This is a genomic window from Sphingomonas sp. FW306-05-A, from assembly GCF_058782275.1.
The window spans coordinates 175,596-188,280 of sequence record NZ_JBYSXN010000001.1; the positions used below are offsets into that span (position 1 = coordinate 175,596).

The following is a 12,685-nucleotide window of genomic DNA, read 5'->3' on the forward strand; positions in this document are numbered from 1 at the left end:
GCGTCGCGGTGTTCGATCGCGATGCCCCAAACCATCGCGCGCCGCAAACCCGAAATTCCAAAACCATTATCAAACTGGCGCATTGACCGCCTAAACCCCCGTACTACTATGACCAAAAGCCAGGAGTGTAGTATGCGTTTTGCGGGCAAGCGGGCCGTCGTCACCGGCGCGGCATCGGGAATCGGGCGCGCGACCGCGCTCAGGCTGGCTCGCGAAGGCGCCGAAGTCTGGATCGGCGACATCGACGAAGCGGGGGGCGCGGAGGTTGCCGCGACATCGAACGGGCGGATCCATTTCCAGCGGACCGACGTGCTGGAAGCAGGCGATATCGAAGCGCTGATGCACGCCGCCGACGCCGTGGGCGGGCTCGACGTCGTGTTCAATAATGCCGGCGCGGGCGGGTCGCGCGACGCGATCGACGCGATCTCGCCCGAGGATTGGGACCGCACCCAGGCGCTGCTGCTGCGCTCGGTCGCACTCGGCATTCGCTATGCGGCGCCGCTGATGATCGCGCGCGGGCAGGGCGGGGCGATCGTCAACACCTCCTCGGTCGCCGCGCTTCAGACCGGGGCTGCCCCGACCGCTTATTCGGTGGCGAAGGCGGGGGTGCTGCATCTCACTACGATGGCAGCGGCGGATCTGGCGCAGCACCGGATCCGCGTGAATGCGGTGTGCCCGGGGTTCATCACCACCAACATCTTCACCTCCGCGCTCGGCATCCATGGCGAGAAGCGCGACATGGCGAACGGGATGATCGGCCAGGCGGCGGCGCAGGCGCAACCGCTCCAGCGCGCGGGCACGTCGGACGATATTGCGGCGGCGGTGGCGTATCTCGCGAGCGACGATGCGTCGTTCGTCACGGGCACGCGGATCGTCGTCGACGGCGGGCTGACGATCGGCCCGCGGCACAGCTGGGACCCCAAGGCGCCGTCGATGTTCGCGGCACTGGAAGCCTTTGCTTCGTGAGCCCCGGCTTGGTTGCGCCGTTGGTCGCGCCGCCCGCGCGGCGGTTGTCGTTCCGCAGTCGACTATCCTTCGGGATCGGCTCGATCGCATACGGCGTGAAGGACAATGGCTTCGCGACCTTCCTGCTGCTGTTCTACAATCAGGTGATCGGCCTGCCTGCGGCATCGGTCGGGCTCGCGATCATGGCGGCGCTGGTGGTCGAGGCGTTCGTCGATCCGCTCGTCGGCTATCTGTCGGATCACACCCGCGGGCGCTGGGGGCGGCGGCATCCGTGGATGTATGCGTCGGCACTGCCCGTCGCGATCGGCTGGCTGCTGCTGTGGAACCCACCCGAAAGGGGGCAGGGCGCGCTGTTGCTCTATGTCTTCGGCAGCGCGCTTCTCGTTCGCGTCGCGCTGTCGATGTTCGAGATCCCGGGCGCCGCGCTCGGTCCCGAACTCAGTGCGGATTATGACGAACGCACGCGGTTGTTCTCGTACCGCTATCTGTTCGGCTGGGGCGGTGGGCTGGCGATGCTCGCGCTGGCGTATGGTGTGTTCCTGGTGCCCGATGCGACGCATCCGGTCGGTACGCTCAACGCGGACGGCTATGCGCGGATGGCGGCGGTTGCCGCGCTGGTGATGGCAACGTCGATCCTCGTCTCGGCGATCGGCCTGCATCCCGAGATCCCGCACCTCCCGCAGGTGCCGCGGACCGACGAGACGCTGGTGGAGCATCTGGGCGACTTCGGGCGCACGGTGTGGAACCGCGCCTTCCTGTGGCTGATGGCGGCGGGGCTGTTCGCCTATACCGCGCAGGGAATCTCGTTCGCGCTGTCGCTATACATGTACCAGTTCGTCTGGGCGTTCGCAGGCGGCGACTATAACTTCCTGTCGATCGCGCTGATGGCAGGCGCGCTCGGCGCGTTCTTCCTCGCGCCCGCGCTGACTCGCGGCGGGGACAAGCCGCGCAGCGCGATGGCGCTGTCATTGGGGGCGGGCGTGTTGCTGACCTTGCCGTATGTGCTGCGCTTTGCCGGGTTGTTCCCCGAGCCTGGATCGCCGATGCTGCTGCCGATGCTTCTGACGATCTTCGCGTTTAATACCGCGTGCGGCGTTTCGGCGTTCATTCTGGGGGCAGCGATGCTGTCGGACGTGGTCGAGGATTCCGAAGTCCGCACCGGCAAACGGTCCGAAGGGGTGTTCTTTGCCGGCGGGTTCTTCGTGCAGAAACTCGTCGGCGGTCTGGGCATCTTCGTCGCGGGGCAGATCCTCGCCTTCGCGCAATTCCCCGACGGCGCAAAACCCGGCCAAGTGCCGGTCGCGGCGATCGACCGGCTGACCTTGGTGTTCGTCGTGCTCGAACTGCTGTTCTACACGCTTGCGGCGGTATGTTACACACGCTTCCCGTTCGGACGCGCCGAGCATGACGCACGGTTGCGCGCGAGTTCGGCCGCTTAGTCCGTCACCCGCGGGCGTGGCGAGACCCTTGCTTCAGTTGGTTTACCGACCCTTCATGCGCGGTTTTCCCGCGAAGGCGGGAACCCAGAGCCAAGCAGAGCAACGGCTTCAAGTTCTCGCGACCCCTGGACTCCCGCCTGCGCGCGAGAACACCTCTAGCTTTGCAGAGGTCTCGCCTCGTGCTGGGGATCCACCGTGCAGCGAATTCAACGGCTTACGAGCGCGCACCCCAGTGGATCCCCGGAATGAGGCCGGGGGGACGGATCCTACCCCGCAATCGGTCGGATAAACCCCGTCAGCGCCCAGCCCGACTTGCACGGCCCCGCATAAGGCCGGGCGCTCGCGATCGGGGCGGCAACGCCGCAATCGGTCGCATCGGCGGGGGCGACGACGATCCCCTGCCAGCGCTGGTCGAGCGAGCGCGTGCAGCGGAACACGCGCGTCCCCTCGCCAAGCCGGGCAACTTCGTCGGCCTCCGCGAACGGGGCGGCGCGCAAGGGGAGGTATGCCTCTCCGGCTGGCGACAGGTTGACGACCTCGCCGACCCCCGCGCACGCTTGGAACGCCGAGCCGCCTTCGCCGATCTGGACCGGTAAGACCCCCGGTTGCGGCGCGGTGGTGTTGGTGTCGTACAGATTGTCATCGCTACCGAACCCACCGCCGCCGGAGCAGGCGGTAACGAGCAGGCAAAGCGCCAGTGCGGTTCGGTTCATGCCCCGATTCCTAGCGCCGATACACTGCGTTGGCGAGCGCGATCGTGCATCACGGTGCCTCTGGCGACGCGCAAAACGGCAATCATCGCGCGGCCAACTCGCTTCGTCGGAAAAGGTTCCGTTCATCCTGGGGCAAGGGTTTCCATGCCTGCGCAGACCTGCTTTGACAGGCTCAACGACGAGTTGAACCTCTTCCGAGACCTTTGGGGGCTCCATGACTTTGAAGACTTTGACAGCGCGTTTTGCGCTGGTGGTGGCGTGTGCCCTGACGATGGCGACCCCCGCGATGGCGCAGTTCTGGCAGTGCGCCCCCTATGCACGGCAGATTTCGGGGATCGAGATCCGCGGCAACGCCAACACCTGGTGGTCGCAGGCAGCGGGACATTACGCACGCGGCCACGCCCCCAAGGTCGGCGCGGTGCTCGCTTTCTCCGCGACCAGCCGGATGCGCCTTGGCCATGTCGCGATGGTCAGCGAAGTCGTCAACGACCGTGAAGTCCTGCTGACCCACGCCAACTGGTCGCGCCGCGGCGGTGTCGAGCGCGACGTCCGCGCGGTCGACGTTTCGCCGAACGGCGACTGGAGCATGGTCAAGGTCTGGTACGGTCCGCAAGGCGACCTCGGCACCTCGGCCTATCCGACCAAGGGCTTCATCTATTCCGACCACGCACCGCTCAACGACACCGGCGACGATGCGGTCGAGCAGGGCACGCGCGCCCCGATGGTGCTCGCTGCGCTGAGCGACACGACGACGGTCAGTTTCTAAGCTTATCACCGTTCGCCCTGAGCGCAGTCGAAGGGCCCTTGCCCCACGAGCAAGGCTTCGACGTCGCTCAGCCCGAACGGGGGGAGGGAAATCCTATTTGGTCGGTAGCTCTGGCATCGTAGCAGTCCCAGGCAACGCCCCCGCCATCTCCGCCGAAACCCGCTCCGCCGCCGCCATCACGCGCAGCACGTTCCCGCCCGCAAGCTTCGCGACATCGCGGTCGCTCCACCCGCGCCGCATCAATTCCGCCAGCAACGCCGGGTAGGTCGAGACATCGCCGAGCCCCTCGGGCAACACGCTCCCGACCCCGTCGAAGTCCGACCCGATCCCGACGTGATCGACCCCCGCCACCTTCGCGACATGGACGATATGGTCCGCCACCTGCGCAAGCGTCACGCGCGGTGCCGGATGCGCCCCCAGCCACGCCTGCATCGCCGCCGCCGCCTTATCGGGCTGCCCGATATACAGTCCCCCGAACGGCGGCGCGTTGATCCGCGCTTGCTCGGCCGACCGGTCGGCGGACCAACGGCGATAAGCGTCCGACACATAGACCGGCGCGAAGTCGACCATCACCACCCCGCCGTTCGCCGCGACCAGCCGCAGCACCGCGTCCGACACGTTGCGCGGATGTTCGTTCACGCTGCGCGCGCCCGAATGCGAGAAGATCACCGGCGCCCGGGTCACGCGCAGCGCATCGCGCATCGTGTCCTCGCTGACATGGCTCAGGTCGACCAGCATCCCCAGCCGGTTGAGTTCGCCCACCACCGCCTCGCCGAACGGCGTCAGCCCGCCGTGGCGCGGATCGTCGGTCGCCGAATCCGCCCAGGCGATCGTCCGCGCATGCGTCAGCGTCAGATACCCCGCGCCCATCGCATGATAGGCGCGCAGCACCGACAGGCTCGCATCGATCTGCCCGCCGCCCTCGACCCCGATCAGCGACGCGATCCTGCCCGCGGCATGCGCGCGCCGCACGTCCGCCGCGGTCCGCGCGATCGCAAAGTCCTTGGGGTAGCGCGCGACGATCTGGTGGACGAGGTCGATCTGTTCGAGCGTCTGCTTGACCTGCTCGAGCCCGGGGAGCGCCGCATCGACATAGACCGACCAGAATTGCCCGCCGACGCCGCCCTTGCGTAACCGCGCGATATCGGTGTCGTAGCGCGGCGTGACGCGGTCGAGCCCCGCGGCAAGGTCGATCGTCCAGCGCTTCTCGCCCTCGCGGTCGCGCAACGTCTCGGGCCAGTCGTTGTGCCCGTCGATCAGCGGGGTGGCGCGCAGCACCTTGGCGACGCGGTCGTCATAGCTGTCCGCCACGGCGGGGGTCGCGATCGCGCAGAGCAGTGCGGCTAGCAAGATGTGGCGCGACATGTGGTGCGATCCTCCCCCGGAAAGCTCCTTGGTAGCGGACGCCCGGCTTGTCGCAAGCATGGTGCTTTAGGCATGCGGTGGAGATCCCCCCACACCGACCCACCCCCGACCCCTCCCTTCCAGGGAGGGGAGAAGTGCGCCTCCGCCTGGCTCCCCTCCCTGGAAGGGAGGGGTTGGGGGTGGGTCGGCCCGTTGGTCGCGCAACCGATCAGACCATCCCAACCCCTACCGCAACGAAGCCGTAGCCACCGGCGCACCCTTCGCGCTCACCCGCCACACCGTATTCCCCAGATCATCCGCGATCAGCAGACCGCCGCGCGGATCCACCGCCAGCCCGACCGGCCGCCCGCGCGCCTTGCCGTTCGGGCCGATGAACCCGGTCACCACATCCTGCGCCTTGCCATTGGGCTTGCCGCCAGCGAACGGAATATAGACCACCTTATACCCGTTGAGATTGCCGCGATCCCAGCTCCCATGCTCGGCCACGAACGCGCCGCCCGAATACGCAGCCGGCAAGCCCGCGCCCGCAAACACCATCCCCAACGGCGCGACATGCGAGCTCAGCCCATAATCGGGCCGGATCGCCGCCTTCACCAGATCGGGCCGCTGCGGCATCACGCGCGGGTCGACGTGCTGCCCCCAGTAACTGTACGGCCAGCCATAGAAGGCGCCATCCTGCACCGACGTCATATAGTCCGGCACCAGATCCGGCCCGATCTCGTCGCGCTCGTTCACCACCGTCCACAATTGCCCGCTGGTCGGGTTGAAGGTCAGCCCGTTGGGGTTGCGCAACCCCGTCGCATACAGTCGCGACGCGCCATTCGACCGATCGACTTCCCAGATCGCCGCGCGACCCTTCTCCGCCTCGATCCCGTTCTCGGTGATGTTGCTGTTCGATCCCACCCCGACATACAGCTTGCGCCCATCGGGGCTCGCGGTGAGGCTCTTGGTCCAGTGATGGTCGATCGGCCCGCCCGGCAGGTCGGTCAGCTTCACCCCCGGCGCGGTAATCCGCGTCTGCCCGGTGACATAGGGATAGCGCACGATCGCATCGGTATTGGCGACGTACAGATCCCCGCCCACCAGCGTGATCCCGAACGGCGAATGCAGATGGTCGAGCAGCACGCTGCGCAGCTCAGGCGTGCCGTCGCCATTGGCGTCGCGCAGCAGCGTCACGCGGTTGCCGCCCTTGGCCCCCGCACCCGCATAGCCCATCACCCAGCCCATGATGATTTCCTTGGGCCGCTTGACCGGCTCGGTCCCCGGCCCACTCGATTCCACCACCAGCACGTCGCCATTGGGGAGGACATAGGGCTGGCGCGGATGCTGCAACCCGGTCGCGAGCGCGGTCACCTGCAGGCCCGGCGCGACCGTCGGCGCGGCCCCCGCCCAGCTCCCGACCGGCGCGACGTGCATCGGGGGCACGAGATACTGGTTGATCGCGGGCAGATGCGGATCGGCGCCGAGCTGCCGTTCGGTCGAACCCCCCGCACCGCCGCACGCGGCCAGCGCGAGCGTCGTCGCACCCAGGAGAAGCATCGGGATCGTGCGCATCATGCGGCTCCAGTGGACAGGCGATGGGCGACCGTCGTGCCGGTCCAGCTCGACACGATCACCAGCACCGCGACGATGCCCGAGAGGATGATCCCGGTCGGCATCACCGACGTCCACGCATCGCGGCTGTGGACGAAGGCATTGACCAGCGCGAGCCCGAGCACCGCGACGTTGAGCACGCTGTGGAACCACGGCCGCGGCGCGCGCCGCACCGCGCGGCGGTTGCGCGCGAAATCGACGATCCCGGCAAGCGCTGCAAACCCGCCCATGATCAGCCCGCCGGTGATGAGCCACACCGAGAAATTGGCCCACTGCATCTCGGCGGTGTTGACGTAGGTGAGGTCGGTCAGGAACGCCGCGGTGAAGAAGGCGAGCGGAAACGCGGCGAGCAGCGTGTGGATCGGATGCGGGGGCGGCACCGTCTGGGTCGCGTGAAGGTCGTGTGGCGGCATGGTCTGCAATCCCCGGGAGTCCCGGATGATACGTTCCGCGGGCGGGGGTGTTCCAGAGTGTTGCTATATTGTGAGTTTGGATGACAGTTGGACGTCACTGCACGGCCCGTCCGGGCAAATTGGGGCCTTCATCAGCGCGCGCAGTAAGCCACCCGATAGTTATCGTTCAGCACCAGACACTCAGGGCGATCCCAGTCTTTCTAAGGTCCTAACATTCGCGAAGCTTCCAGCTTCGGCTTAGATTTGTTGCTTGCCGACTGGCAGTTTGCAGTGGATTTGACAGTGAAGCACACAGTCATCACGGTTTGATGCCAGTATGTTAGGCGACAGAGTCTCGCTGTACCCACTCTGTCGCCAAAAAAAGAGGCTTAGCGGGGGGTAATTATGTTCAGACTGCAAGATCTTCTAGATGTGGCTCTGTTGCCCGATACCCCGGATGCGGCATGGTTGCAGGGTGCCTGTTTGGCTGTCGACTATTTGACCAAGCATACGCTTTCTGACGAAATAATTCTGTTTACGAATGTCAGCCAAGCGCTTGTCCATTCGATACTGGTACCTCTAGCCAACATTAATCCCCCGGATGGCGACAAGCTCCAACATGTAATGATTGATCCCGGTAGTCATTGGTCACTCGAACATGTTTCGCGGGGCGGAGAACCAGACCAAATGTATCTTTCGCCGCCAATAGACAGCTTCGGGTGTAAGGCCCTAGAAGGCAGCGAGCAGCTTGTCTTCCGGCGCAAATTTGATCGTGTGGACAAGGGTCCGACAAGGACAGAAATTTCTCAGCCGTTTGTCCAGGCGCTAGATCTGTATTGGATGGATGAGGAAAAGGCATTTTGCCGTCTGAATTCAGATGGTGACGTTGAGCCGATTATCCGCCTACGTGAGCTTACCATGCATAGTGGTAGTGCCGAGGACATGCTCGTTACAGTCAATGCAGAACAACTCCATCGATACATGGCCGTTACGGAAACAGCATTGCTAATTAAGTTTGATTTTACCCGTTATCAGCCGGGTGCTTTTTTTGGTTTTCATAACCAGGATCTTAGAAATGTTAGCGCCAACGATCTGTTTTACCATGGCGGTGTTCAAGCCAATGGAAGCTACGCAAATGGCATTTTGATCATTCGGCCTATGCTGACGAAGGATATGCTCATTGCCGAGGCGAACCAAAACTGGCGCGGGGACGACAAGCAGTACGTAAAATTTAAGGCTCAGGACTGGAAGAACAATGTTCTTGCTGAAATCTCATGCGCGCCATCCGCGATGGCAAGCTATTTTGAAAAGGACTCAGACCTTCCTTATCACGTTACGCCCGCTTTTTTTCGGCCGGACGTTCTACATAAGTACAAGGCTGACCCTGAGAAATACCGCCTTGAACATCGGTCCATCTCTGCACGGGGCGGATGGTATCTGAAATCATACGATGTGAACGAGGCGGGGCAGGTTCACGCCTATCTCTGCGATCTTGCGAAGATACCTTACACGGAGCAACTGTACTGGAAATCCTTCAACGAATGGCCGAAAGCTCCAATCTCCCAGCGCGCATTTGAAACAGATATCAAGGGTGACTTTAGCTCTCAGGCGGACCCTCTGCTTGATCTCAAGTACGAGGTCTCGAAGTTAGACAAAAGGTCGCCGGACTGGTGGCATCCGAGAGATCAAGGCTTAGCGGCAATCCTGCACTATCCTCTGACCGCATCTCCAGAAGAATGGTCGAACGCCATCCTTGCTCTAGACCAACTCGTAACCGAAGGCTTTGTAACAAAGGCGCTGCGGGCGCAGCTGAGAGCGACCGGCGTGACAGTCGACAAACAGTGGCAGTCGTTAAAGCTTCTAGCCGAACTGCTCCCAAACAAGGGTCTCGATGCTGACGAGGTGGCGGCGATCATAGAGCCGCTTAGACATCTTCACTATTTGCGCTCTAAGGTCAAAGGTCACGCGGCGGTGAGCGACAAGGCTGCAATAATCAAGCAGGCCAAGAGTGAGTACGGCTCTCTTTCCGTACACTTTAAAGCGCTTGTCAGCCAGTTGCAGGCATCGTTATGCCGCATCGTCGAATTACTCTAGTTCTGACACGGCAATCTGGCGTCTAACCCGGACTGGAAGAATGGCTAAATTTCCCTCCTTCTTTCCAGAGCATTCGTTCCGCTCCTTGCTATCCCGGGCAATGGGGGCAAGTGCCCACCCCTACCGAAACAGCCCCAACGGAATCGCCCCAGCCATCGCCCGATACCCCACCGGCGAAGGATGCAACCCGTCCCCGGAATCATACGCCTTCCGCAACCGCGTCGGCGCACCAGGATCGCGCATAAGCGCGTCGAAATCGATCACCGCGTCGAAATGCCCCGGCGCGCGGATCCACGCATTGACCGCCGCCCGGTCGGCCTCGTTCTGCGCGTCGGGGTGATAATAGCCGGAGCCCCCATCCGGCAGGATCGTCGCGCCATACACCTTGATCCCCGCGGCATGCGCGCGCGCGATGACCTGGCGATACGCGCCGATCATCCGCGCGACCAGCGCCGCATGCGCCGCTGCCGACACCGGCGCTTCGCGAGTCAGCGTGCCGAGATCGTTGATCCCCTCGAGCACGATCAGATAACGCACCCCCGGCTGCGCGAGCACGTCGCGGTCGAACCGCGCGAGCATGTTGGGGCCGAGCCCGTCCGACAGCACGCGGTTGCCGCCGATCCCGTGGTTGAGCACGCCGACCGTCGCGGTCGCCGGGTTCGCCTGGAGCCGGTTGGCGAGCAGGTCGGGCCAGCGATCATTGCCGTCGGTGGTCGCGCCATGCCCGTCGGTGATCGAATCGCCCAGCGTGACGACCGCGCGCGCCGTGGGGGACGCCGCAACCGCGACGCCTGCGATCTGGAACCAATGCTCCACCTTCTGCGCGCCCTGCAGTGCCGCATCGCCGACATGGTTGCCCGGCACGACATAGCTGGTGGCGCGCGATCCGGGGTGGCTGGTCTGCCCCTTGGGTGCTGCGGGCAAGTGGAGCGAGATCGCGATCGACGACAGCGCCGGGACCGGCAGCGCGACCGGGTCCGACCAATAGCTCGCGCCCGCCGGGATCGTCACGCCCGCTTCCCCGTCGAAGGTCAGCGCCCGATCGGTGCCGGGCATCACCCCGGCGCCACCCGCAGCGCCCCCCGCAGCGCGCGCGACATGCGCGGCGTCGATCCGCAGCGGCTCGGTGCCGAACGCGTTGCTCATCAATATACGAAACCGATTTCCACCAGTGGACAGGCGAACCATTTGGCGTAGGGTCGCATCGGTCAGCGCGGCATCGGGGAGGGCATTGCGTGGTTCGGGAATCTGCTGCGACGTCGCCCAGCTGCCGACCCAGCGTTCCGCGGGCGGCGGGCTCGCGCCGAGCAGCGCGAGCGTGGCACAGGCCAGACCAATCAGACGGATCTTCTTCATGTCCCGTTTCCTTCTCCACGCCACTATCTTGTGGCTGTCCCGCCCTTGACAGCGCGTCGACGCTGGTGTTGTTAACGCTATCAAAATAATATGTCGAGTGGAGCGGGTATGAAGGGCGAACGGGGCGACACAGCGTCAGCACTGCCAGTGGATTGGGCGGACGGAACCTTCGTCGGCAGGATGCTGACCGAGGCGGGACCCTCGCCGATCCTGGTGGTCAAGGGCCGGGCGTTCGACATGGCGCAGGTCGCACCGACCGTCGCGGCGTTGATCGACCGCGGCGATTTCAGCGGTGCCGGTGGCGCACCGATCGCCGATTTCTCGCTGGAGTCCGTCGATCTCCTCAGCCCGGTCGACCTGCAATGCGTCAAGGCGTGCGGCGTGACCTTCGCGGTCTCCGCGCTCGAACGCGTGATCGAGGAACGCGGCCGCGGTGATCCCGGCGCGGCGAGTGCGATCCGCGAGCGGCTCGAGGCACGCGTCGGCGGTTCGATCCGTGGCGTCGTTCCCGGCACGCCCGAGGCGGCGGCGCTCAAGCAGGCGCTGATCGACGACGGCCTGTGGTCGCAATATCTCGAAGTCGCGATCGGCCCCGATGCCGAGGTGTTCACCAAGGCGCCCGTGCTGGCGACGGTGGGGGCGGATGCCGATATCGGGATTCGCTCGGATTCGACCTGGAACAATCCCGAGCCCGAGATTGCTTTACTCGTCGACAATCGGGGTAAAACCGTCGGCGCAATGCTTGGAAACGACGTCAACCTGCGTGATTTCGAGGGCAGATCGGCTCTATTATTGGGCAAAGCGAAGGATAATAACGCGTCCTGCTCGCTCGGACCGCTGGTCCGCCTGTTCGACGACAGCTTCACGATCGACGACGTCCGCACCGCGCAAGTCGCCCTGCGGATCGAAGGCGAGGATGGCTATGTCCTTGAAGGCGCAAGCAACATGGCGGAGATCAGCCGCGATCCGCTCGATCTGGTGCGCCAGACGCTGAGCGAGCATCAATATCCCGACGGTTTTGCGTTGTTCCTCGGCACGTTATTTGCGCCGGTTCAGGATCGCGACGATCCCGGTCGTGGATTTACCCACAAGATCAACGACATCGTCTCGATCGAGAGCGCCAAGCTCGGGCGTCTGGTCAACCGCGTCGTCACCTCGCGCGATGCCGCGCCGTGGCAGACCGGGATCGGCGCGCTGATGACCAACCTGGCCCAACGCGGCCTGCTGGAGACCAAGAAGTGACGGCAATGCCGAAAATACGCGCGCAATATCAGAGTCTTGCGGGGAAGCGCGTGCTGATCACGGGGGGCGCCACCGGGATCGGCGCGGGTCTGGTCGAGGCCTTTGCCGAGCAAGGCGCGCACATCGCCTTCGTCGACGTCAACCACGAAGCGGGTGCCGCGGTCGCCGAGCGGTTCGCCCCCGCCCGCTTCCACGCGTGCGACCTTCGCGACATTGCCGCGCTTCAGGCGACGATCGCCACCGTCGCCGAGCAGCTGGGCGGGATCGACATCCTGATCAACAACGCCGCCAACGACGATCGCCACAGCATCGCCGAAGTCACGCCCGACTATTGGGACGACCGGATGGCGGTGAATCTGCGGCATCTTTTCTTCGCGGCGCAAGCGGTCGTGCCGTACATGCGGCAGGCGGGCGGCGGCGCGATCGTCAACTTCGGGTCGATCAGCTGGCATCTCGGCTTGCCCGACCTCGTCCTCTACCAGACCGCCAAGGCCGCAATCGAAGGCATGACGCGCAGCCTCGCGCGCGATCTGGGGCGCGACAATATCCGCGTCACGACGATCGTCCCCGGCAACGTCCAGACGCCGCGCCAGGAAAAATGGTACACGCCGGAGGGCGAAGCGGAGATCGTCTCGGCGCAATGCCTCGACGGTCGGATCCAGCCAGCGGACGTGGCAGCGCTTGCCTTGTTCCTCGCGTCCGACGATGCCCGCATGTGTACGGGGCACGACTATTTCGTCGATGCCGGCTGGCGCTGAG

11 protein-coding genes are annotated in these 12,685 nt (G+C 64.6%); 6 read left to right on the plus strand and 5 right to left on the minus strand.

The window, feature by feature from the left end; all coding sequences use genetic code 11:
* The first annotated feature begins 132 nt into the window (after positions 1–132).
* On the plus strand, positions 133–966 hold the full coding sequence (locus tag AC3WJR_RS00905) for an SDR family NAD(P)-dependent oxidoreductase (RefSeq protein WP_492721496.1): 834 nt from the start codon (positions 133–135) through the stop codon (positions 964–966).
* Entirely contained in the window at positions 963–2,405 is a 1,443-nt protein-coding gene (locus AC3WJR_RS00910) for an MFS transporter (RefSeq protein ID WP_492721498.1), read from the plus strand. Before AC3WJR_RS00905 ends, AC3WJR_RS00910 begins: the two co-directional genes overlap by 4 nt.
* Positions 2,406–2,671: 266 nt before the next feature.
* Here the strand turns inward: AC3WJR_RS00910 and AC3WJR_RS00915 are convergent, their stop codons facing one another.
* On the minus strand, positions 2,672–3,118 hold the full coding sequence (locus tag AC3WJR_RS00915; RefSeq protein ID WP_492721500.1) for a hypothetical protein: 447 nt from the start codon (positions 3,116–3,118) through the stop codon (positions 2,672–2,674).
* 214 nt (positions 3,119–3,332) lie between these two features.
* Here AC3WJR_RS00915 and AC3WJR_RS00920 point away from each other — a divergent pair, with 214 nt between their 5' ends.
* On the plus strand, positions 3,333–3,884 hold the full coding sequence (locus tag AC3WJR_RS00920; protein ID WP_492721502.1) for a CHAP domain-containing protein: 552 nt from the start codon (positions 3,333–3,335) through the stop codon (positions 3,882–3,884).
* A gap of 93 nt (positions 3,885–3,977) precedes the next feature.
* Here the strand turns inward: AC3WJR_RS00920 and AC3WJR_RS00925 are convergent, their stop codons facing one another.
* From AC3WJR_RS00925 to AC3WJR_RS00935, 3 genes are all read right to left on the minus strand, one after another.
* Positions 3,978–5,249, minus strand: a complete 1,272-nt coding sequence (locus AC3WJR_RS00925; protein ID WP_492721504.1) for a dipeptidase — start codon at positions 5,247–5,249, stop codon at positions 3,978–3,980.
* Positions 5,250–5,474: 225 nt separating this feature from the next.
* Positions 5,475–6,806 (minus strand): PQQ-dependent sugar dehydrogenase, encoded by a 1,332-nt coding sequence (locus tag AC3WJR_RS00930; RefSeq protein ID WP_492721507.1) that lies wholly within the window; start codon positions 6,804–6,806, stop codon positions 5,475–5,477.
* Positions 6,803–7,255, minus strand: a complete 453-nt coding sequence (locus AC3WJR_RS00935; protein WP_492721509.1) for a DUF2231 domain-containing protein — start codon at positions 7,253–7,255, stop codon at positions 6,803–6,805. The genes AC3WJR_RS00930 and AC3WJR_RS00935 overlap by 4 nt, the downstream gene beginning before the upstream one ends.
* A 420-nt stretch (positions 7,256–7,675) precedes the next feature.
* On the opposite strand from AC3WJR_RS00935, the gene AC3WJR_RS00940 reads away from it, so the two are divergent.
* Positions 7,676–9,328 carry a hypothetical protein gene (locus AC3WJR_RS00940; protein WP_492721511.1) on the plus strand — a complete coding sequence of 551 codons (1,653 nt, stop codon included), beginning with the start codon at positions 7,676–7,678 and terminating at the stop codon, positions 9,326–9,328.
* Positions 9,329–9,448: 120 nt separating this feature from the next.
* Here AC3WJR_RS00940 and AC3WJR_RS00945 read toward each other — a convergent pair whose 3' ends face one another.
* Positions 9,449–10,684, minus strand: a complete 1,236-nt coding sequence (locus tag AC3WJR_RS00945) for an SGNH/GDSL hydrolase family protein (protein WP_492721514.1) — start codon at positions 10,682–10,684, stop codon at positions 9,449–9,451.
* A gap of 108 nt (positions 10,685–10,792) precedes the next feature.
* Here AC3WJR_RS00945 and AC3WJR_RS00950 point away from each other — a divergent pair, with 108 nt between their 5' ends.
* Positions 10,793–11,926, plus strand: coding sequence for a fumarylacetoacetate hydrolase family protein (locus AC3WJR_RS00950; protein ID WP_492724089.1), 1,134 nt, complete (start codon positions 10,793–10,795; stop codon positions 11,924–11,926).
* Positions 11,927–11,931: 5 nt separating this feature from the next.
* Positions 11,932–12,684: a D-xylose 1-dehydrogenase gene (gene xylB, locus AC3WJR_RS00955; protein ID WP_492721516.1), complete on the plus strand. Its 753-nt coding sequence runs from the start codon at positions 11,932–11,934 to the stop codon at positions 12,682–12,684.
* Position 12,685 lies beyond the last annotated feature (1 nt).